Origin of the sequence: Rhodanobacter sp. T12-5, from assembly GCF_008329435.1 — a bacterium.
Classification (GTDB): domain Bacteria; phylum Pseudomonadota; class Gammaproteobacteria; order Xanthomonadales; family Rhodanobacteraceae; genus Rhodanobacter.
The window spans coordinates 66,157-86,013 of the sequence record NZ_NPKN01000003.1; the positions used below are offsets into that span (position 1 = coordinate 66,157).

General features: G+C 65.8%; 19 protein-coding genes and 1 tRNA gene. 16 read left to right on the plus strand and 4 right to left on the minus strand.

Going from position 1 to position 19,857, the window contains the following annotated elements; genetic code table 11:
• Positions 1 to 239: 239 nt before the first annotated feature.
• From thrS to CIW53_RS08405, 9 genes are all read left to right on the plus strand, one after another.
• Positions 240 to 2,141 (plus strand): threonine--tRNA ligase, encoded by a 1,902-nt coding sequence (gene thrS / locus CIW53_RS08365; protein WP_149364267.1) that lies wholly within the window; start codon positions 240 to 242, stop codon positions 2,139 to 2,141.
• Positions 2,142 to 2,185: 44 nt separating this feature from the next.
• A complete protein-coding gene (gene infC, locus CIW53_RS08370; RefSeq protein WP_343192235.1) occupies positions 2,186 to 2,710 on the plus strand; it encodes a translation initiation factor IF-3 in 525 nt (174 codons plus the stop codon).
• A gap of 314 nt (positions 2,711 to 3,024) precedes the next feature.
• The gene (gene rpmI, locus CIW53_RS08375; protein WP_149364269.1) at positions 3,025 to 3,219 is read left to right on the plus strand and encodes a 50S ribosomal protein L35; all 195 of its coding nucleotides are present in this window, start codon (positions 3,025 to 3,027) and stop codon (positions 3,217 to 3,219) included.
• A gap of 17 nt (positions 3,220 to 3,236) precedes the next feature.
• Positions 3,237 to 3,596: a 50S ribosomal protein L20 gene (gene rplT / locus CIW53_RS08380; protein ID WP_056386711.1), complete on the plus strand. Its 360-nt coding sequence runs from the start codon at positions 3,237 to 3,239 to the stop codon at positions 3,594 to 3,596.
• Positions 3,597 to 3,706: 110 nt separating this feature from the next.
• Positions 3,707 to 4,702, plus strand: coding sequence for a phenylalanine--tRNA ligase subunit alpha (pheS, locus tag CIW53_RS08385; RefSeq protein WP_149364270.1), 996 nt, complete (start codon positions 3,707 to 3,709; stop codon positions 4,700 to 4,702).
• Between the two features lie 23 nt (positions 4,703 to 4,725).
• Positions 4,726 to 7,104, plus strand: a complete 2,379-nt coding sequence (gene pheT, locus CIW53_RS08390; protein WP_149364271.1) for a phenylalanine--tRNA ligase subunit beta — start codon at positions 4,726 to 4,728, stop codon at positions 7,102 to 7,104.
• 1 nt (position 7,105) lies between these two features.
• The gene (gene ihfA, locus CIW53_RS08395) at positions 7,106 to 7,405 is read left to right on the plus strand and encodes an integration host factor subunit alpha (RefSeq protein WP_149364272.1); all 300 of its coding nucleotides are present in this window, start codon (positions 7,106 to 7,108) and stop codon (positions 7,403 to 7,405) included.
• On the plus strand, positions 7,386 to 7,742 hold the full coding sequence (locus CIW53_RS08400; protein WP_056386704.1) for a MerR family transcriptional regulator: 357 nt from the start codon (positions 7,386 to 7,388) through the stop codon (positions 7,740 to 7,742). The genes ihfA and CIW53_RS08400 overlap by 20 nt, the downstream gene beginning before the upstream one ends.
• A 52-nt stretch (positions 7,743 to 7,794) precedes the next feature.
• Positions 7,795 to 7,871, plus strand: a tRNA-Pro gene (locus tag CIW53_RS08405).
• Between the two features lie 152 nt (positions 7,872 to 8,023).
• Here CIW53_RS08405 and serA read toward each other — a convergent pair.
• Positions 8,024 to 9,256 (minus strand): phosphoglycerate dehydrogenase, encoded by a 1,233-nt coding sequence (gene serA, locus CIW53_RS08410; RefSeq protein WP_149364273.1) that lies wholly within the window; start codon positions 9,254 to 9,256, stop codon positions 8,024 to 8,026.
• A gap of 122 nt (positions 9,257 to 9,378) precedes the next feature.
• Between serA and CIW53_RS08415 the strand changes: the two genes are divergently transcribed.
• Together CIW53_RS08415 and pip are read left to right on the plus strand one after the other, a co-directional pair.
• Complete coding sequence (locus CIW53_RS08415; RefSeq protein ID WP_149364274.1) at positions 9,379 to 10,770, plus strand: FAD-binding oxidoreductase; 1,392 nt, start codon at positions 9,379 to 9,381, stop codon at positions 10,768 to 10,770.
• A gap of 62 nt (positions 10,771 to 10,832) precedes the next feature.
• Complete coding sequence (gene pip / locus CIW53_RS08420; RefSeq protein WP_149364275.1) at positions 10,833 to 11,792, plus strand: prolyl aminopeptidase; 960 nt, start codon at positions 10,833 to 10,835, stop codon at positions 11,790 to 11,792.
• Positions 11,793 to 11,907: 115 nt separating this feature from the next.
• On the opposite strand, the gene upp is transcribed toward pip, so the two are convergent.
• The 3 genes from upp to CIW53_RS08435 all read right to left on the minus strand — a co-directional run bounded on the left by upp (position 11,908) and on the right by CIW53_RS08435 (position 14,769).
• Positions 11,908 to 12,552: a uracil phosphoribosyltransferase gene (gene upp / locus CIW53_RS08425; protein ID WP_149364276.1), complete on the minus strand. Its 645-nt coding sequence runs from the start codon at positions 12,550 to 12,552 to the stop codon at positions 11,908 to 11,910.
• Between the two features lie 127 nt (positions 12,553 to 12,679).
• A complete protein-coding gene (locus CIW53_RS08430) occupies positions 12,680 to 13,057 on the minus strand; it encodes a PsiF family protein (RefSeq protein WP_149364277.1) in 378 nt (125 codons plus the stop codon).
• Positions 13,058 to 13,272: 215 nt separating this feature from the next.
• The gene (locus tag CIW53_RS08435) at positions 13,273 to 14,769 is read right to left on the minus strand and encodes an aminotransferase class III-fold pyridoxal phosphate-dependent enzyme (protein WP_149364278.1); all 1,497 of its coding nucleotides are present in this window, start codon (positions 14,767 to 14,769) and stop codon (positions 13,273 to 13,275) included.
• Positions 14,770 to 15,051: 282 nt separating this feature from the next.
• Between CIW53_RS08435 and CIW53_RS08440 the strand changes: the two genes are divergently transcribed.
• The 5 genes from CIW53_RS08440 (at position 15,052) to queA (ending at position 19,798) form a co-directional block, all read left to right on the plus strand.
• Positions 15,052 to 15,981, plus strand: coding sequence for an ABC transporter ATP-binding protein (locus tag CIW53_RS08440; RefSeq protein ID WP_149364279.1), 930 nt, complete (start codon positions 15,052 to 15,054; stop codon positions 15,979 to 15,981).
• Between the two features lies 1 nt (position 15,982).
• Positions 15,983 to 16,762 (plus strand): ABC transporter permease, encoded by a 780-nt coding sequence (locus CIW53_RS08445; RefSeq protein WP_149364280.1) that lies wholly within the window; start codon positions 15,983 to 15,985, stop codon positions 16,760 to 16,762.
• 38 nt (positions 16,763 to 16,800) lie between these two features.
• Positions 16,801 to 18,024 (plus strand): sensor histidine kinase, encoded by a 1,224-nt coding sequence (locus tag CIW53_RS08450; protein WP_149364281.1) that lies wholly within the window; start codon positions 16,801 to 16,803, stop codon positions 18,022 to 18,024.
• Positions 18,025 to 18,099: 75 nt separating this feature from the next.
• On the plus strand, positions 18,100 to 18,702 hold the full coding sequence (locus tag CIW53_RS08455; RefSeq protein ID WP_149364282.1) for a response regulator transcription factor: 603 nt from the start codon (positions 18,100 to 18,102) through the stop codon (positions 18,700 to 18,702).
• Positions 18,703 to 18,766: 64 nt separating this feature from the next.
• Positions 18,767 to 19,798, plus strand: a complete 1,032-nt coding sequence (gene queA, locus CIW53_RS08460; RefSeq protein WP_149364283.1) for a tRNA preQ1(34) S-adenosylmethionine ribosyltransferase-isomerase QueA — start codon at positions 18,767 to 18,769, stop codon at positions 19,796 to 19,798.
• Positions 19,799 to 19,857 lie beyond the last annotated feature (59 nt).

Sequence of the window (19,857 nt, forward strand, 5' to 3'; positions counted from 1 at the left end):
CGGGATGCGCCGGCATTCTATCGCGGGCTCCCGTGACCGGGCCGTACAGGTGAAGATTGACAGTGGGTTTGAGCTAAACTAGCGTCTTCGCACTATTCACGATACAAGGTGGCCCGCGCCACGCCGGCCGAGTGTGCGACATGGCAACTACCCGCTGCTCCTGCTGATATTCACGACGCCTTGTGCTTTTTTGTTGAAGAAGGGCGGATGCCCTTTTTTGCTTTTCAGAGAATGCTTCCATGATTGAGATCACGCTACCCGACGGCAGCAGGCGCCCGTTCGACCATCCCGTCACGGTGCAGGACGTGGCCGCCTCCATCGGCGCTGGCCTGGCCAAGGCGACCCTGGCCGGCAAGGTCGACGGCACGCTGGTCGACGCCAGTTTCCCGATCGAGCACGACGCCAGCCTGCAGATCGTCACCGAGAAGAGCCCCGAGGCGCTGGAGATCCTGCGCCATTCCACCGCGCACCTGATGGGCCAGGCGGTGCAACGGCTGTTTCCGGGAGCGCAGGTCACCATCGGACCGGTGATCGAGAACGGCTTCTACTACGACTTCGCCTACGAGCGTCCGTTCACCCCGGACGACCTGCCGAAGATCGAGGCGGAGATGCACAAGATCGTCGCCGAGCAGTTGCCGGTGACGCGCAGCGTGAAGTCGCGCGACGAGGCGGTGGCGTTCTTCCGCGGGCTGGGCGAAAGCTACAAGGCCGAGATCATCGAGGGCATTCCGGCCGACCAGGCGCTGTCGCTTTATTCGCAGGGCGAGTTCACCGACCTGTGCCGCGGCCCGCACGTGCCGAACACCGGCAAGCTGCATTCCTTCAAGCTGATGAAGGTGGCCGGCGCGTATTGGCGCGGCGATTCGAACAACGCGATGCTCAGCCGCATCTACGGCACCGCCTGGCTCAACGACAAGGATCTGAAAGCCTATCTGTTCCAGCTGGAAGAGGCCGAGAAGCGCGACCACCGCAAGATCGGCAAGCAGCTCGACCTGTTCCACCAGCAGGAAGAAAGCCCGGGCATGGTGTTCTGGCATCCGAACGGCTGGGCGATCTGGCAGCAGGTCGAGCAGTACATGCGCGGCGTCTACAAGAAGAGCGGCTACCAGGAAGTGCGCTGCCCGATGGTGCTGGACGTGTCATTGTGGAAGCGCTCCGGGCATTGGGACAACTACGCCGAGAACATGTTCTTCACCGAGTCGGAAAAGCATACGTTCGCGCTGAAGCCGATGAACTGCCCGGGCCACGTGCAGGTGTTCAACACCGGCCTGCACAGCTACCGCGAGTTGCCGATCCGCTATGGCGAGTTCGGCGGCTGCCATCGCAACGAGCCGTCCGGCGCGCTGCACGGCATCATGCGCGTGCGTGCGTTCACCCAGGACGACGGCCACATCTTCTGTACGCCCGAGCAGGTCGAGGCGGAAGTCACCGCGTTCCACCTGCAGGCCATGAAGGTGTATGCCGACTTCGGCTTCACCGACCTGGCGATCAAGCTGGCACTGCGGCCGGACAAGCGCATCGGTTCCGACGAATTCTGGGATCGCACCGAGGAAATGCTGCGCCGCGCGCTGCGTGCTGCCGGCGTGGAATGGGAGGAATTGCCCGGCGAAGGGGCGTTCTACGCCCCCAAGATCGAATACCACCTCAAGGACTCGATCGGCCGCGCCTGGCAGGTCGGCACCATGCAGGTCGACTTCATGATGCCGGAGCGTCTCGACGCCGAGTACGTGGACGAGCACTCGCAGAAGCAGCATCCCGTGATGTTGCATCGGGCCATTGTCGGTTCGATGGAGCGCTTCATCGGCATCCTGATCGAGCACCATGCCGGCCTGCTGCCGGCCTGGCTGGCCCCGGTGCAGGCGGTGGCGTTCAATATCACCGACGCTCAGGCCGATTATGTCCGTGAGGTAACGCAAACCCTTGTCGACAAAGGTTTCCGGGTACAATCGGATTTGCGCAACGAGAAAGTCGGCTATAAAATCCGCGAACATACGATGCAGAAAGTGCCTTATCTCCTCGTGGTCGGTGACCGCGAGAAAGAAACAGGGACCGTTTCTGTGCGTACCCGTTCCGGTGAAGATCTGGGCAGCATGCCGCTGGCCGACTTCGTCGAGCGACTGGAGACCGAGACCCGGCGCTGAGCGTCGAGCGGTTTTTTTCATAACTTCTTCTGGAGGATCGTGGTATCGCAACCACCGACAACAAGGGCAATCGTCGTAACCTGGAAATCCGTGTGCCGCGGGTGCGTGTCATTGGTGCCGATGCGGAACAGCTCGGAATCCTGACTCGCGACGAAGCGCTGGCACTGGCACAGGAAGCAGGCATGGATCTGGTCGAGATCCAGCCGAACGGCGACCCTCCGGTCTGCCGCATCATGGATTACGGCAAGTTCAAGTTCGAAGCCCAGAAGAAGGTTCAAGCTGCCAAGAAGAAGCAGAAGCAGGTCGAGATCAAGGAAGTGAAGTTCCGTCCGGTCACCGACGTGGGCGACTACCAGATCAAGCTGCGCAACATGCTTCGCTTCCTGGAAGAGGGCGACAAGGTCAAGGTCACCATCCGCTTCCGCGGCCGCGAGATGTCGCATCAGGATCTGGGCCAGAACCTGGCCAGGAGGATCCAGGAAGACGTCGGCGAGAACGGCCAGGTCGAGTCTTTTCCGCGGCTGGAAGGGCGTCAGATGGTCATGATGATCGGGCCCAAAAAGAAATAAATCGCTGGCGACGTTGTTTTATGCGGCAGGAGCCCGTTCGCGTCGTCTGAAAGCGGCTGTTTCATTGCGCTGCGCGGCAAGCCCGGCACCCTCACCTCAATCCTCTCACCCGCAAGGGGACTCCCAAGGTCGCCGCAGGGAGAGGAGGCGACGGTCAGCACTTCGTGCTGGCATTAGGCTTTATGAACCCGTATGATTACGGGTTCGACCCGCCTGGATGGGTCGTGCACCGATCGTGGCAGGACGGAAAGAGCAACCGGCGGTTGCCGCCAGATCAGTCAGAAACGGGATCATTCCCACTCAAGGAGCATCTCATGCCCAAGATCAAGACCAACCGGGCGGCTGCGAAGCGTTTTCGCAAGACCGCGTCGGGCAAAATCAAGTGCGGTCATGCCTTCCGGTCACACATCCTGACCAAGAAGTCGACCAAGTTGAAGCGCGGCCTGCGTGCCAAGAATCACCTGAAGGCGTGTGACGCCCCGGGTGTAGCGCGCATGTTGCCGTACTGAAGACGAGGAGATAAACCATGGCTCGTGTAAAGCGTGGCGTTACCGCCCGTCGTCGTCACAAGAAAATCATCGGTCGTGCCAAGGGCTACTACAACGCCCGGCGCAAGGTCTTCCGCGTTGCCAACCAGGCCGTCATCAAGGCCGGCCAGTACGCCTATATCGGCCGCAAGCAGCGCAAGCGCCAGTTCCGTGCGCTGTGGATCGTCCGCATCAACGCCGCCGCACGCATGTTCGGGCTGTCCTACAGCCGCCTGATCAATGGCCTGAGCAAGGCCGGCATCACCGTCGACCGCAAGGTCCTCGCTGATATCGCCGTGCACGACATCAAGGCGTTTGAAGTGATCGCCGAGAAAGCGAAGGCCAGTCTGGCCGCTTGATCGTCGGACGCTCCTGCGTCAGCACGATATGATGTAAAGCAAGCGGGGAGGAGGCCAACGCCTCCTCCCCGTTTTCGTTTCTGTGGGGTCCTCAAGTGGGAATCGCATCGATGGACGACCTGGACAGCCGCGCCGCGCAGGCGCTGGCCGATATCGACAAGGCCGACACGCTGGAGGCGCTCGATGCGCTGCGCGTCGGACTGCTGGGCAAGAATGGCATCGTCACCGCCGCACTGAAGACGCTTGGTGCACTGGCGCCGGATGAGCGCAAGGCGCGCGGCGCCGAAGTGAACCGCGTGAAGGATCGACTCGCCGACGCGCTGGCCGCGCGCAAGCAGGTGCTGGAACAGGCCGAGCTCGATCGCCGGCTCGCTTCCGAGAAGCTCGACATCAGCCTGCCCGGGCGCGATGGCGAGCGCGGCGGCATCCACCCGATCACCCGCGCGCTGGAACGCATCGCGTCGATCTTCGCGCGGCTCGGCTACCAGCGTGCCGATGGCCCGGAGATCGAGGATGACTGGCACAACTTCGAGGCGCTGAACTTCCCGCCGCACCATCCGGCACGCGCCATGCACGACACCTTCTACTTCGGTGACGGTCGCCTGCTGCGCACGCATACGTCGCCGGTGCAGATCCGCAGCATGGCCGGGCGCCAGCCGCCGATCCGCATCATCGCGCCGGGCAAGGTGTACCGCAGCGATTCGGACCAGACCCATTCGCCGATGTTCCACCAGATCGAAGGCCTGCTGGTCGACGAGACCTCCAGCTTTGCCGACCTGAAGGGCACCCTGGCCGAGTTCATCCGCGCGTTCTTCGAGCGCGATTTCGAGATGCGCTTCCGCCCCAGCTACTTCCCGTTCACCGAGCCTTCGGCCGAGGTGGACATCCGCTGGGACGCTGAAGACGGCAGCACGCGCTGGCTGGAAGTGCTGGGCTGCGGCATGGTCCATCCGAACGTGCTGAAGAACTGCGGCATCGACCCGGAGCGCTACACCGGCTTCGCCTTCGGCCTCGGCGTGGAACGCTTCGCGATGCTGCGCTACGGCGTTTCCGACCTGCGCGCGTTCTTCGAGAACGACCTGCGCTTCCTCAAGCAGTTCGCCTAACCGCGCCAGCAGGGACACGACACATGAAATTCTCCGAGAACTGGCTGCGCGAGCTGGTCGAGATCAAGGCCGACCGCGCCGCACTGGCCCATGCGCTGACCATGGCCGGGCTGGAAGTGGAAGAACTCACGCCGCTGGGCGACGACCTGGCCGGCGTGGTGGTGGCCGAGATCATCGCCGCCGAAAAGCACCCGGAAGCGGATCGGCTGCAGGTATGCAAGGTGAACGCGGGGCCGGGCGATCCGCTGCAGATCGTCTGCGGCGCACCGAACGCGCGCGTGGGCATCAAGGTGCCGCTGGCGATGGTCGGTGCGAAGCTGCCCGGCGAGATTTCCATCAAGGCGGCGAAATTGCGCGGCGTCGAGTCGTTCGGCATGCTGTGTTCGGCGAAGGAGCTGGGCATCGACGCCGATGCGTCCGGCTTGCTGGAACTGCCGCTGGACGCGCCGGTCGGCCAGTCGCTGGCCGGTTATCTGGGTCTGCCCGACGCCAGCTTCGAGCTGAAGCTCACCCCGAACCGGCCCGATTGCCTCGGCCTGGTCGGCCTGGCGCACGACGTGGCCGCGTTGTTCGGCAGCACGGTGAAGGTGCCCGTACAGGCGGCAGCGCCGGTCACCGGCGCCGCACGTCGTGGCATCCGGCTGGAAGCCGGCAAAGACGCGCCGCGCTATCTCGGCCGCATCGTCGAGGGCATCGATCCGGCCGCGCGCACGCCGCTGTGGCTGGCCGAACGCCTGCGCCGTGCCGGCCTGCGCCCGATCAGCGCGGTGGTCGACGTCACCAACTACGTGATGCTCGAACTGGGCCAGCCGCTGCATGCGTTCGACAACGACACGCTCGAAGGCGACATCGTGGTGCGCCATGCACGTGCCGGCGAGACGCTGAAGCTGCTCGATGGCAACGAGGCGAAACTGGATGACGGTTTCGTGCTGATCGCCGACGAGAGGAAACCGCTCGCGGTTGCCGGCGTGATGGGCGGCTTCGACTCGCGCGTCACCGATGCCACGCACAACATCTTCCTGGAATCCGCGCACTTCGCGCCGGCCGCGATCATGGGCCGCGCACGCAAGCTCGGCCTGCACACCGATGCCTCGCACCGCTTCGAACGAGGCGTCGATCCGGAACTGCCGCGGCGCGCGCTGGAGCGCGCCACCGAACTGCTGCTGGCGATCGCCGGCGGCAAGGCCGGGCCGGTGCTGGTGGCGGAGAACCTGGCCGACCTGCCGGTGCCGGCGGCGGTGATCTTGCGCCGCGCGCGCCTGAAGCGCGTGCTCGGCGTGGACGTGGCGGATGCCGAAGTGGCACGCATCTTCACCGCGCTGGGCATGCAGGTGGCAAGGGCCGCCGATGGCTGGCAGGTCACCGCGCCGAGCAGCCGTTTCGACATCGAGCGCGAGGAGGACCTAATCGAGGAGGTCGCACGCATCTTCGGCTACGACAACATCCCCACCGCGACGCCGGCCGGCGCGCTGACCCTGGCGATCGAGCCGGAGGCACGCATCGGCGAGCTGGCGCTGCGCGAACAGCTGGCTGCGCGCGGCTACTACGAGGCGGTGAATCTGTCCTTCGTGGCGGCCGACCTGCTGGCGGACTGGGGTTTCACCGATCGGCTGGTGCCGCTGGCCAATCCGCTGTCGGCCGATCTGGCGGTGATGCGGCCTTCGCTGCTGCCGGGGCTGATCGAGGCGCTGCGCCACAACCGCGCGCGCCAGCAGGAGCGGGTGCGGCTGTTCGAGGTCGCCCGGGTATTTGGTGAAGGCGATCCCCCGCTGGAAACGCCGAGCCTGGCCATCGTGGCCTGCGGCAATGCCCGTGCCGAGCAATGGGGCGAGCCGGCAAGGACGCTGGATTTCCACGACCTCAAGGGCGACCTGGACGCCTTGATCGCCTGGGGTGGCGAGCCGCAGCGCTGGTCGGTGCATGCCGATGGCCTGCCGGGCTGGCTGCACCCGGGGCGGGGGGCGCGGGTGATGCGCGATGGTGCGACCGTGGGCTATCTCGGTGCGCTGCATCCGCAGCTGGCCAAGACGCTGGATCTGACCGCCGACGTGCATGTGCTGGAGCTGGCCCTGGAGCCGCTGCTGGCGCGTCGCCTGCCGCTGGCACAAGCGGTGCCGCGGTTCCCCGCAGTGCGTCGCGATATCGCGGTGGATCTGCCGGAATCAGTCAGCTGGTCACAGATCGAGCAGACGGTTCGCCACACGCTGGGCGAACGGCTGAAGGAATTGCGCCTGTTCGACCGTTACAGCGGCAAAGGGGTTGAAGCGGGCCGAAAAAGTCTCGCTATGGGCTTGATTTTACAGGACGCTTCACGCACGCTTACCGACGACGACGCGGACCGTTGCGTACGAGAAGCGCTAGCTGCGTTGGAGCAATCATGCAAGGCAAAGCTGCGAGGATGAGATGGCGCTGACCAAGGCGGAAATGGCCGAGCGGCTTTTCCTCGACGTGGGCCTCAACAAGCGTGAGGCGAAGGAATTCGTGGACGCCTACTTCGAGGTGGTCCGCGGAGCACTGGAAAGCGGCGAACAAGTGAAGTTGTCCGGTTTCGGCAATTTCGATTTGCGGTTGAAGAACCAGCGGCCTGGACGCAACCCGAAAACCGGCGAGGAGATTCCGATCTCCGCCCGGCGCGTGGTGACGTTCCGACCGGGACAGAAACTCAAGGTAAGAGTCGAGGGCTATGCTGGATCAAGGGAATAACACCGAGCTGCCTGCCATCCCGGCCAAGCGCTACTTCACCATCGGTGAGGTCGGCGAGTTGTGCGGTGTGAAGCCCCACGTGCTGCGCTACTGGGAGCAGGAGTTTCCTGCGCTCAATCCGGTCAAGCGCCGCGGCAACCGCCGTTACTACCAGCGCCACGACGTGCTGATGATCCGCCAGATCCGCTCGCTGCTGTACGACGAGGGCTTCACCATCACCGGCGCCCGCGCCCGGCTGGAAGGCCCGCAGGCGCGAATGGAGGCGAGCATCTCGCACCAGATCGTGCGCCAGGTGCGGATGGAGCTGGAGGAAGTGCTGACCCTGCTGCGCCGCTGAAGGCTTCCGGACGCGCCGTACAAGCTGCTAGACTTGCCAGCTTGCCGTATGTCGGGGCGTAGCGCAGCCTGGTAGCGCATCTGCCTGGGGGGCAGAGGGTCGTCGGTTCGAATCCGGCCGCCCCGACCAATCCGGTGAAACACCATGACGGCGCCCTTGGGCGCCGTTGTCGTTTCCGCGCCGCGCGTTTGTGTAGGAGCCCGCTGGCGGGCGATGCTTTCCTGGGAGATCGGAGCAGAAGCATCGCCCGCGAGCGGGCTCCTACCGATGGCATTGCCGCCTCAATACAGCACGCGACTGCGCAAGGTCCCGGGAATCGCCGCCAGTTTCGTCTTCAGCTCGTTCGCCTGGGCCTCGTCGGCGCTGACGTCGATCACCACGTAGCCCACTTCGCCGTCGGTCTGCAGGAACTGCGCGTCGATGTTGATGTTGCCGGCTGAGAACAGCTCGTTGATGCGCGACAGCGTGCCCGGCACGTTGCGGTGGATGTGCAGCAGGCGGCGGCTGTGCGGGTGTTCGGGCAGCGCGACTTCGGGGAAATTCACCGCCGACAGGGTGGAGCCGTTGTCGCTGTAGCGGACCAGCTTGCTGGCGACCTCGATGCCGATGTTGTCCTGCGCCTCCAGCGTGCTGCCGCCGATGTGCGGGGTCAGGATCACGTTGTCCAGGCCGATCAGCGGCGAGACGAAGGGATCGTCGTTGCCTTTCGGTTCGAGCGGGAATACGTCGACCGCGGCGCCGGCCAGGTGGCCAGCGTGCAGCACCGCGGCCAGCGCGTCGATGTCCACCACGCTGCCGCGCGAGGCGTTGATCAGCATCGCGCCGGCGCGCATCTTCGCCAGCTGCTCGCGGCGGATCATCAACTGCGTGGCGGGGGTTTCCGGCACGTGCAGGGTGACCACGTCGGCACGTTCCAGCAATTCGTCCAGGCTGGATACGGCGCGCGCATTGCCCAGCGCCAGCTTGGTCTCGATGTCGTGGAAGATCACCCGCATGCCCAGGCTCTCGGCCAGCACGCCGACCTGGGTCCCGATGTGGCCGTAGCCGACGATGCCGAGCACCTTGTCGCGCGTCTCGTAGCTGCCGCTGGCCGACTTGGTCCAGCCGCCGCGATGGCACAACGCGTTCTTCTGCGGGATGCCGCGCAGCAGCATGATCGCCTCGGCGATCACCAGCTCGGCCACGCTGCGGGTATTGGAATAGGGCGCGTTGAACACCGGCACGCCGAGCTTGCGCGCGGCGCCCAGGTCCACCTGGTTGGTGCCGATGCAGAAGCAGCCCACCGCGATCAGCCGCTTGGCCTGTGCCAGCACCTCGGCGGTGAGCTGGGTGCGCGAGCGGATGCCGACGATGTGCGCATCGCCGATGCGTCGCTTGAGCTCATCCTCCGGCAACGATTTCGCGTGCAGCTCGACCTGGCTGTAGCCGGCGCGGCGGAAGTTCTCGACCGCACTGGCACTGACGCCCTCCAGCAGCAATACCTTGATGTCCTGGCGGGGGTAGGAGGTCTGCATGCGTCGGTCCTGGCTAGGGTGGAGCGGCTACTATGCCAGAGCCGGAGGCGGATTGCGGCACTGCAACACTGGACGCGGCACGATGCGGCTGGCAGGCTGTGAAGATGATCCCGGAGCCCAGCATGTCCGATCCCCGCCTCGCCGATTTGTCCCGCCGGTTGTCCGGGCTGCGCCTGCTCACCGCACCTGCGGACCTGGAGCACTATGGTCGCGACTGGACCCGGCGCTGGATTCCCGCGCCGCTGGCGATCGCGCTGCCGGCCAGCGCGGAAGAGGTGCAGGCCATCGTGCGCTGGGCGAACGAACATCGCGTGGCTATCGTGCCTTCCGGCGGCCGCACCGGCCTGTCCGGCGGCGCCGTGGCGGCCAACGGCGAGTTGGTGCTGAGCCTGGAGCGGATGAACCGGGTGCTGGATTTCAACGCGGTCGACCGCACGCTCACCGTGCAGTCCGGGACGATCCTGCAGCACGTGCATGAAGCCGCCCGCCAGCATGGCCTGATCTATCCGGTCGACTTCGCTGCGCGCGGCTCCTGCTCGATCGGCGGCAACATCGCCACCAATGCCGGCGGCATCCGGGTGATTCGCTACGGCAACACGCGCGAATGGATCGCCGGGTTGAAGGTGATCGCCGGCAACGGCGAGTTGCTCGAACTCAACCGCGGCCTGATCAAGAACTCCAGCGGCTATGACTTCCGCCAGTTGCTGATCGGTTCGGAGGGGACGCTGGGCATCGTGGTCGAAGCCACGCTGAAGCTGACCGATCCGCCGCCGCCGTCGCAAATGATGCTGCTGGCGCTGCCGGACATGGATGCGCTGATGCAGGTGTTCGAGCTGTTCCGCGCGCGACTGGCGTTGCAGGCGTTCGAGTTCTTCACCGACCACGCGTTGCGTCACGTGCTGGCGCATGGCGCGCAGCGCGCCATCGACGGCGACTACCCGTACTACGTGGTGACCGAGTTCGATGCCGCCGACGAACGGCAGCAGGAAGCCGCGCTGGCCGCGTTCGAGCACGTGTTGGAACAGGGCTGGGTCAGCGACGGCGTGATCGCGCAGAGCGAGGCACAGGCCGCCGCGCTGTGGCGGCTGCGCGAAGGCATCACCGAGAGCCTGGCGCCGCGACGGCCGTACAAGAACGACGTGTCGGTGCGGGTCAGTGCAGTGCCGACGTTCCTGCACGAGATGCAGGCGCTGCTGGCGCGCGAGTACCCGCAGGCCGAGGTGGTCTGGTTCGGGCATATCGGCGACGGCAACCTGCACATCAACGTGCTGCGCCCGGATGGCCTGGCGGAGGACGCGTTCATCGCCCAGTGCGAACACGTCACAAAGCTGCTGGCCGCGACGCTGCAGCGTCACGGCGGCAGCATTTCGGCCGAGCACGGCATCGGCCTGGTCAAGCGGGCCTACCTGGAAAGCACCCACAGCGCGGCGGAAATCGCGCTGATGCGCGGAGTGCGCAAGGTCTTCGATCCGCACGGCATCCTCAATCCCGGCAAGCTGTTCGTAGCCGATTGAAGGCCCGGAAGCCGCGCCCGTGCTAGGCTTGTCGGCTTGTCTGCTGGTTCGAAGGAGCCGTCATGCCATCGTCGCCGCTGCGTTCGCTGTATCCCGAAATCGAGCCGTTCGACAGCGGCTTCCTGCCGGTTTCCTCCCTGCACACGCTGTACTACGAGCAGAGCGGCAACCCGAACGGCAAGCCGGTGGTGTTCCTGCATGGCGGTCCGGGCGGCGGTACCAATGCGAAGTGCCGGCGCTTCTTCGACCCGGCGGTCTACCGCATCGTGCTGTTCGACCAGCGCGGCTGCGGCAAGTCCACACCGCATGCGGAATTGACCGACAACACCACCTGGGACCTGGTCGCCGACATAGAGCGCGTGCGCGAGCACCTGGGTATCGGCCGTTGGCAGGTGTTCGGCGGTTCGTGGGGCTCCACGCTGGCGCTGGCGTATGCGCAGACGCACCCGGACAAGGTCAGCGAGCTGGTGCTGCGCGGCATCTTCATGCTGCGCCGCTGGGAACTGGAGTGGTTCTACCAGAAGGGCTGCGACGCGCTGTATCCGGATGCGTGGGAAACCTATCTCGACGCGATTCCCGAGGTCGAGCGCGGTGACCTGATGAGCGCCTACCACCGTCGCCTGACCAGCCCCGACGCGAAGACGCGTACCGACGCGGCGCGTGCCTGGTCGGTGTGGGAGGGTGCCACCAGCTTCCTGTGGCAGGACAAGTCGCACATCGAATCCAGCGCCGAGGACGAGTTCGCGCTGGCGTTCGCGCGCATCGAGTGCCACTACTTCGTCAACGGCGGCTTCTTCGAGCACGACGACCAGCTGCTGCGCAATGTCGAGCGCATCCGCAACATCCCGGCAGTGATCGTGCAGGGCCGCTACGACGTGGTTTGCCCGCTGCGCAGCGCGTGGGATCTGCATCGCGCCTGGCCCGAGGCCGACCTGCACGTCGTGCAGGACGCCGGCCACTCCGCGTTCGAGCCGGGCATCCTGCACGAATTGGTGGAGGCGACCGACCGCTACGGCCGCTGAGGCCAGCCATGGCGGGTAGGAGCCCGCTTGCGGGCGATGCTTTTGCCCGATCCCAAATGGCGATCAAACAAAGGACCATCGCCCGCGAGCGGGCTCCTACGCCGTCGGTGTCGGGTCAGTCGCTCGCCGGTAGCTGCTTGGTACCGAAGATCTTGTCGCCGGCGTCGCCGAGACCGGGCAGGATATAGCCGTTCTCGTTGAGTCGCTGATCGATCGCGGCAGTGTAGATCTCGATGTCGGGATGGGCGGCGGCGATGCGCTCCAGTCCTTCCGGTGCGGCGACCAGGAACAGTCCCTTGATGCGCTTGCAGCCGGCTGCTTTCAACATGTCGACGGTGGCGACCAGGGTGCCGGCGGTGGCCAGCATCGGGTCGACGATCAGCGCGATGCGTTCGTCCATGCGGCCGCTGAGCTTCTCATAATAGGTTGTCGGCTTCAGCGTCTGTTCGTCGCGCTGCAGGCCGACCACGCTGACCTTGGCGGCGGGAATCAGGTCGAGCACCCCGGGCAACATGCCCAGGCCGGCACGCAGGATCGGCACGATGGTGATTTTCTTGCCCTTGATCCGGTGCACCCGCAGCGGTCCTGCCCAGCCTTCGATCTCTTCCTCGACGGTTTCCAGGTCCTTGGTGGCCTCGTAGGTGAGCAGGGCGGCGACCTCGGAGGCCAGCTCGCGGAACTCCTTGGTGCTGATGCCGGCGCGGCGCATCAGCCCGAGCTTGTGCTGGATCAGCGGATGGCGGACTTCGACGATCTTCATGGGTGACTGTCTTTCGCAAGCGCGCCAGACGCGCGCGACAGTCGGGGAGCTTAGCGAAGCGACCCTGCCTGCGCACGCATGGTCATGCGTACGCAGGCAGTGGTCGAGTCGGCTGGTGGTCCGAGTGTTACGGGGTGGGCGTGGCATTGCCCTTCAGGCAAGTGCTCATGAACGCCTTGCGCTCGGCGCCCTTGAGGGCCTTGGCCTTGGCGTCGGCATTGCAGGTTTTCATCCGGTCCTGCTGCGCCTGTTTGGCCGAAGGTGCGGCAGCGGCCGGAGCAGTGGCCGTGCTGCCACCCTTGAGGCAGGTGCTCATGAAGGCCCTGCGCTCGGCGCCTTTCTTGCCGGTCGCCTGCTTGTTGCAGTTGACCATGCGCTGCTGCTGGGCGGTATGAGGCTTGGTAGCCGGTGCGGTGGCGGGGGCGGCGGCCGGGCTGGCCGCGAAGGCTGCGCCGGCGAAGGCGAAGGCTGCGCTGACGGCGAGCAGACGTAATGACAGTGACATCGTGAGTCCTCCCTGGGTGACCGGCAGCTGCCGGCCGGATCAGTCTATGCAGGGGGCAGCTCTCACGGCAGTCGGCAAGATCTTACGTGCATGAAGTATTCAGCTGCGGCGACGTGTCGTGCGTCGCCGCAGCTGGTGTGGGCCAGGAGCGTGGGCGGTAGAAACGTTCGTGGCTTTGCAGCCCGAACGGCTTCTACCGCCCACGCTCCTGCCGGTCAGGCGGCCTCGGCCTTGGCCTTGCGCGGGCCTTCGAGCAGCGCCTTGCGCACGTGGGCGACGATCAGGTCGACCTCGGCGCTGGTGACCTTGAAGTGCGGGGTGAAGCGCAGCGAATTGGTGCCGCCATGGATCACGCCGACGCCGTGCTCGCGCATGTATTCCTCGGTCGAGTCGGCGCCGTAGCACTTGTACTCGGACGCCAGTTCGCAGGAAAACAGCAGGCCGGTGCCTTGTACCTTGGTGATCAGGCCGCCCAGCTCGTGCTTCAGCGCGTTGAGCTTGTCGACGAATTCCTTGCCGCGCTCGCGGATGTTGTTGCGCACCTCGTCGGTGAGCTCGCCCAGCGTGGCCAGGGCCACGTCCAGCGCGCGCGGGTTGGCGGTCATGGTGTTGCCGTAGATGCCCTTGCGGTACAGCCCGGCGGCGCGTTCGCTGACGGCCAGCACCGACAACGGATACTGGCCGGCGTTCAGCGCCTTCGAGAAGGTTTCCATGTCCGGCGGCGGCAGGCCCTCGAAGCCGGGGTAGTCGACGAACGACAGCACGCCGTGTGCGCGCAGGCCGGCCTGGATCGAGTCGACCAGCAGCAGGGTGCCGTGCGATTCGGTGAGCGCGCGCGCGGCCTTGTAGAACTCCGGCGTCACCGCGCGGCCCGGGTCGCCTTCGCCCATCACCGGCTCCAGGAACATCGCCTCGATGAACCAGCCGTGCTTGTCGGCATCGGCGAACGCTGCTTCCAGCTGCGCCACGTCGTAAGGCGCCACGGTGATCAGGGTGCTCTCGTGACGATAGCTGGCCAGGTTCTGCTGATAGGTCTTGCGGCTGGAATCGGAGTACAGCGCCGGCGCCTCGGTGCGGCCGTGGAACGCGCCTTTCACCGCCAGGCGCTTGATCGTGCGACCGGCGTAGCGGGCACCGGTATCGGTCATCGCCTTGGCATTGACGTCGGCGATGCGGCAGGCCAGCGAGACCGACTCGGAGCCGGAATTGAGGCACATGTAGCGCGTGTACGGGTTGCCGCCGCGGCTGCGGCCGAGCTCCTGGTCCAGCGCCTTGCTGAAGCGCAGTTGCGCCACGCTGGGTGCCATCACGTTGGCCATCACCTGCGGGCGGGCCAATGCTTCGAGGATCGCCGGATCGTTGTGGCCGAAACCGAGCATGCCGTAGCCGCCGTTGTCGTGTACCACGGCCCCTTTCAGGGTGACGATCCACGGCCCGCGCGCAGCGGCTGCCACGTAGGGGTTGATCGCATCATCGGGATAGAAATTGACGAAGCCTGCCTGCGCCTGGGCGAGCTGTTCGGCTTCGTCCAGCTTCAGGAAATCGCCCAGGTCGGCGCGTAATTCGTGGTGACGTGCCACGGCTTCGGCAATCGCCTGGACCAGCAGGGGATCGTTCGCCGCCATGCGCTCGATGCTGGCGTCGTCCAGACCGGTGGTGCGCGGCTTGCCGCCGAATTCGCGCAGTTCGCGCAGCTGGTCGATCACACCCATGATGAATCCTCCGTAGCTCCGCCGGACGGCATGCATGCCTGCTGGGCGGACATTAGTGATTGCGTGGCGGGAAACGCGATGAACCAGGCGCTTCCTCAATGTTTTCAGACGTTTCGCGCCGTCATCGAGCGGTCATCGGGGCGCTTTTATCCCCCACAGGATACCTTGCGCGGCCCGCGGCCGGTACCCCCGGGGTGACGGCTGTCACTCGCGATGACTGACGCCGGCGACTGCCGACCACGGCCCACGCCGAGCAGGATGTGCGTCAAAGGAGGAATTCCCATGCCGCATTCGATCGACCCGGTCGCCCGCCTCGGCGGTGCTGTCAAACGCTATGGCCAGCTTGTCGCGCTGGATGGTGCCCAGTTGCAGTTGCAACGCGGCGAGCTGCTTGCGCTGCTCGGCCCCAACGGGGCCGGCAAGAGCACCGCGATCGGTCTGCTGCTGGGGCTGATCCGGGCCGACGCCGGCTCGGTCGAACTGTTCGGGCAGGATCCGCAGCGGATCGAGGCACGCCGCCGCATCGGCGTGATGCTGCAGAACGCCGAGCTGCCGCCGACCCTGCGCGTGGGAGAGCTGCTGCGGCTGACCGCCAGTTACTACCCGGCGCCGCGAGCCTTGGCCGAAAGCGCCGAGCTGGCTGGCGTCACCGATCTGCTCGGCCGGCCCTACGCGAAACTCTCCGGTGGCCAGCAGCGGCGCGTCCAGTTCGCGCTGGCGCTGTGCGGCCGGCCCGAACTGTTGTTCCTGGACGAGCCCACCGTGGGCATGGACATCGAGGCGCGGCAGAAGCTGTGGGCGACGATCCGCCAGTTGATTGCCGAAGGTTGCTCGGTGCTGCTGACCACGCATTACCTGGAAGAGGCCGAGGCGCTGGCCGATCGCGTCTGCGTGATGTCGCGCGGGCGGATGATCCACGAAGGCACGGTCGATCAATTGCGTGCGCGGGTGGCGCTGAAACGCATCCGTTGCCTCAGCGCCTTGCCACTCGATACGGTCTGCGGCTGGCCCGAAGTCAATGAGGTGCGACGGGAAAACGAACGTCTGCACATCACGGCCACCGAGGCCGAAGCCGTGGTGCGCCGACTGCTCGCTGCCGACCCGCACCTGCGCGAACTGGAAGTGCAACGCGCCGGCCTGGCCGAAGCCTTCACCGAACTCACCCGCGATGCCGACGAAGCCGCGGACACCCACCAGCGCGAGGCTGCCTGACATGAACACCGCCATGCTTTCCGCAGCACCCGCGATGCCACGCGGCCGCATCATCGGCGCGTACCTGCAAGAGGCGCGCAGCGAATGCCTGCGTTACATGCGCGCGCCCGGCTTCATGCTGCCGATCATGCTGTTCCCGGGCATCTTCTACCTGCTGTTCGGCGTGCTGATGGCGAAATCCAACGGCGCCGACGCGACACGCTACCTGCTGGCCAGCTACGGCGTGTTCGGGGTGATGAGTCCGGGCCTGTTCGGCTTCGGCGTGTCGCTGGCGCTGGAGCGCGACGGCGGTCTGCTGACCTTCAAGCGTGCGCTGCCGATGCCGCCGGGTGCCTACCTGCTGGGCAAGATGCTGATGGCGATGGCCGCCGCGGGAGTGGTGATCCTGTTGTTGCTGACGATGGCGCTGACCCTGGGCCACGTGAGCTTGAGCCTGACCCAGGCCGGCGCCTTGCTGCTCACCGGCGTGTTCGGCGTGCTGCCGTTCTGCGCGCTGGGCATGTACGTCGGCACCCTGATCAAGGGGCAGGGCGCGCCTGGCATGCTGCAGCTGGTCTACCTGCCGATGTCGTTCATGTCCGGCCTCTGGTTCCCGCTGCCGATGCTGCCGAAAGTCCTGCAGCAGATCGCGCCGGTGTGGCCGAGCTACCACCTGGACATGCTGGCGCTGGCGGCGGTGGGCATGAACAAGGGCTCGCTGCTGGGCCATGCGCTGGTGCTGGTCGGTCTTGCCGCGGCGTTTCTGCTGATGGCGGCGCGGCGCCTGCGCCGGCACGGTTGAAGTGGCATGCTGTGCAGACCGCAACGGCACATCACGCCATGATTCCCGACTTCATCGCCCGGTGGTTTGCACCGGCCCCCGACTCCGCGGTGGCCGATGACCTGCGCCGCGGCAGATCGCCCTGGCTCGACAGCATTCATCTGCTGTGGTCGTTCTGGGTCTTCATCGTTCCGCTGTTCAGCGGCGGGTTCAAGGGCTACACCTTGCAGTGGCTGCTTATCACGCTGGGTTCGTACCCGGTGTTCCTGCTGCTGTTCGCCAAGGCGCAGCTGGCATCGCGGCGCACGGCGCACTTCTACGCGCTGGGCATGGCCGCGTTGAGCCTGCTGTTGTTGCGCTGGTATCCGAGCGGGATCAGCTACTTCATCTACGGCTGCATCATGCTGCGCCACTGTCACATGCGCTTCCGTTCCTATGTGACGCGGCTGGTGCTGCTCAATGCCGTGTTCGTCGCGCTGGCCTGGTGGATCGGTTATCCGCGCTCGCTGCTGGTGATCATTCCGGTCACGGTCCTTGCCGTCAGCATCATCACGGCGGTCGAGCACATGAGCAAGGAGAAGGATGCCGCTCTGCGCCTGTCGCATGACGAGGTGCGCCGGCTTGCCGCCACTGCCGAGCGCGAGCGTATCGGCCGTGATCTGCATGACCTGCTCGGCCATACGCTGTCGCTGATCACGCTCAAGCTCGAACTCTCGCGCAAGCTGTTCGACCGCGATACCGACGCGGCCCGACGTGAGATCGAGGAAGCCGAAAAGGTGGCGCGCCACGCATTGGCGGAAGTGCGCAGCGCCGTCACCGGTATCCGCGCCACCGACATCGCCGCCGAACTGGCTTCGGCGCGATTGCTGCTGGAGTCGTCGCAGATCCGCTTCGACTACGATCGCCCGTCCGCCGACCTGCCGGGCGACATCGAGCGCGGCCTCTCGTTGATCCTGCGCGAAGCGGTCACCAATATTGCGCGTCACGCCGGTGCCAGTTCCGCCAGGATCGAGATGGTGCGCGAGCGTGGCAGCATGTGCATGCTGATCAGCGACAATGGCCGCGGCGGCATCGACCAGGACGGCAACGGTTTGTGCGGCATGCGCGAGCGCATACGCGTGCTCGGCGGCACGCTGACGATCGAGTCGTCGCGTGGGCAGGGAACCCGCCTGCGGGTGGTGGTTCCGGTGCCGATCCTGCGTCTGGTCGATGCGTCACGACCTGTGCCGGACATGTCGGTTGCCGAACCGTTGACGATCGCTCCCAATCAGCCTGTCGCGTGAGTCAGTCGGTATTTTTTCATGCCATCCAGCTCATGACGCCCCCATTCGAACCCATCGACGCAAGGAAAACATCGCATGATTCGTGTCCTGCTGGCCGAGGACCAGGCGATGGTGCGTGGTGCGCTGTCGGCCCTGCTGAACCTGGAATCCGACATCGAGGTGCTCGGCTCCGCCGCGGATGGCGAGGCGGCGTGGCGCGAAGTGCAGCGGCTGAAGCCCGACGTGCTGGTCACCGACATCGAGATGCCCGGCCTGACCGGGCTGGAACTGGCGCAACGTGTGCAGCGCCAGGAACTGCCGATCAAGGTGGTCATCGTCACCACCTTTGCGCGGCCCGGTTTCCTGCGCCGCGCGCTGGATGCCGGCGTGTCCGGCTACCTGCTGAAGGATGCGCCGGCGGAAAACCTTGCCGAGGCCTTGCGCACGGTGCATCGCGGCGGTCGCGCGATCGATCCGCAGCTGGCGCTGGAAGCCTGGTCCGAGGCCGATCCGTTGAACGATCGCGAGCGCCAGGTATTGCGGCTGGCCGGTGAAGGGCAGTCGGCAGGCGATATCGCTGCGCAGTTGAACCTGTCGCACGGCACCGTGCGCAATTATCTTTCCGAGGCGATCGGCAAACTCGGCGTCGCCAATCGCATCGAAGCGTATCGGCTGGCGCGGCAGAAGGGTTGGCTGTAATTCGCGCGCACTGGCGACCGGGCTGCGGGATAATGCTCCGTTTCCGCATGCCAGCCGAAGTCCCTTGAAGAAATCCGATTTCGATTTTGAACTGCCGCCCGAGCTGATCGCGCAGGCCCCGCTGTCCGAGCGTTCGGCCAGCCGCATGCTGCTGCTCGACGTGGCGGCGCAGTCGCGCGAGGACCGCATGTTCCGCGAGCTGCCCGACTTCCTTCGCCCCGGCGACCTGCTGGTGTTCAACGACACCCGCGTGCTGCCGGCGCGTCTGTACGGGCGCAAGGACACCGGCGGCGCGGTGGAGATCCTGATCGAGCGGGTCACCGGCGCGCACGAGGCCGTCGTGCAGCTCGGCGTCAGCAAGAAGCCGAAGGAGGGCGGGCGCATCGAGCTGGCCGACGGCAGCCATGCGGTGGTGCTGGGTCGCGACGAGAGTTTTTTCCGGCTGCGCTTCGAGGCGCCGGAGCCGCTGGAGAAACTGCTGCTGAAGCTGGGCGAGATGCCGTTGCCGCCGTACATCGAGCGCCACGCCGATGCCAGCGACATGGAGCGCTACCAGACTGTCTTTGCGCGCGAGCCCGGCGCGGTGGCCGCGCCGACCGCCGGACTGCATTTCGATGAGGAGACCCTGGCCCGGTTGCGCGAGCGCGGCGTCGAGTTCGGCTATGTCACCTTGCATGTGGGTGCCGGCACGTTCCAGCCGGTGCGTGTGGACAATCTCGAAGACCATCACATGCACCGCGAGTGGCTCAACGTCGGCGCCCACCTGATCGGGCAGATCCGGCGCACCCGCGCGAACGGCGGCCGGGTGGTCGCAGTGGGAACCACCGTGGTACGTGCGCTGGAAAGCGCCAGCAAGGATGGCGAACTGCATCCGTTCGCCGGCGAAACGCAGATCTTCATCTTCCCCGGCTACCGCTTCACCAGCATCGACGGCCTGCTCACCAACTTCCACCTGCCGCAGTCGACCCTGCTGATGCTGGTGTCGGCGCTGGCCGGGCGCGAGTTCATGCTCGACAGCTACCGACATGCGGTCGAACAGCGCTATCGCTTCTTCTCGTATGGCGATGCGATGCTGATACTGCCGCACGGCCTTTAGATAGATCGATTGTCGCGTAGGAGCCCGCTGGCGGGCGATGCTCCTGCTCAAACAAGAGC

Bases quoted from the DNA above. Each gene is read 5' to 3' on its own strand.
- thrS (WP_149364267.1), top strand. From the start codon at position 240: ATGATTGAGATCACGCTACCCGACGGCAGCAGGCGCCCGTTCGACCAT.
- rpmI (WP_149364269.1), top strand. From the start codon at position 3,025: ATGCCCAAGATCAAGACCAACCGGGCGGCTGCGAAGCGTTTTCGCAAG.
- rplT (WP_056386711.1), top strand. From the start codon at position 3,237: ATGGCTCGTGTAAAGCGTGGCGTTACCGCCCGTCGTCGTCACAAGAAA.
- pheS (WP_149364270.1), top strand. From the start codon at position 3,707: ATGGACGACCTGGACAGCCGCGCCGCGCAGGCGCTGGCCGATATCGAC.
- pheT (WP_149364271.1), top strand. From the start codon at position 4,726: ATGAAATTCTCCGAGAACTGGCTGCGCGAGCTGGTCGAGATCAAGGCC.
- ihfA (WP_149364272.1), top strand. From the start codon at position 7,106: ATGGCGCTGACCAAGGCGGAAATGGCCGAGCGGCTTTTCCTCGACGTG.
- CIW53_RS08400 (WP_056386704.1), top strand. From the start codon at position 7,386: ATGCTGGATCAAGGGAATAACACCGAGCTGCCTGCCATCCCGGCCAAG.
- serA (WP_149364273.1), bottom strand. From the start codon at position 9,256: ATGCAGACCTCCTACCCCCGCCAGGACATCAAGGTATTGCTGCTGGAG.
- CIW53_RS08415 (WP_149364274.1), top strand. From the start codon at position 9,379: ATGTCCGATCCCCGCCTCGCCGATTTGTCCCGCCGGTTGTCCGGGCTG.
- pip (WP_149364275.1), top strand. From the start codon at position 10,833: ATGCCATCGTCGCCGCTGCGTTCGCTGTATCCCGAAATCGAGCCGTTC.
- upp (WP_149364276.1), bottom strand. From the start codon at position 12,552: ATGAAGATCGTCGAAGTCCGCCATCCGCTGATCCAGCACAAGCTCGGG.
- CIW53_RS08430 (WP_149364277.1), bottom strand. From the start codon at position 13,057: ATGTCACTGTCATTACGTCTGCTCGCCGTCAGCGCAGCCTTCGCCTTC.
- CIW53_RS08435 (WP_149364278.1), bottom strand. From the start codon at position 14,769: ATGGGTGTGATCGACCAGCTGCGCGAACTGCGCGAATTCGGCGGCAAG.
- CIW53_RS08440 (WP_149364279.1), top strand. From the start codon at position 15,052: ATGCCGCATTCGATCGACCCGGTCGCCCGCCTCGGCGGTGCTGTCAAA.
- CIW53_RS08445 (WP_149364280.1), top strand. From the start codon at position 15,983: ATGAACACCGCCATGCTTTCCGCAGCACCCGCGATGCCACGCGGCCGC.
- CIW53_RS08450 (WP_149364281.1), top strand. From the start codon at position 16,801: ATGATTCCCGACTTCATCGCCCGGTGGTTTGCACCGGCCCCCGACTCC.
- CIW53_RS08455 (WP_149364282.1), top strand. From the start codon at position 18,100: ATGATTCGTGTCCTGCTGGCCGAGGACCAGGCGATGGTGCGTGGTGCG.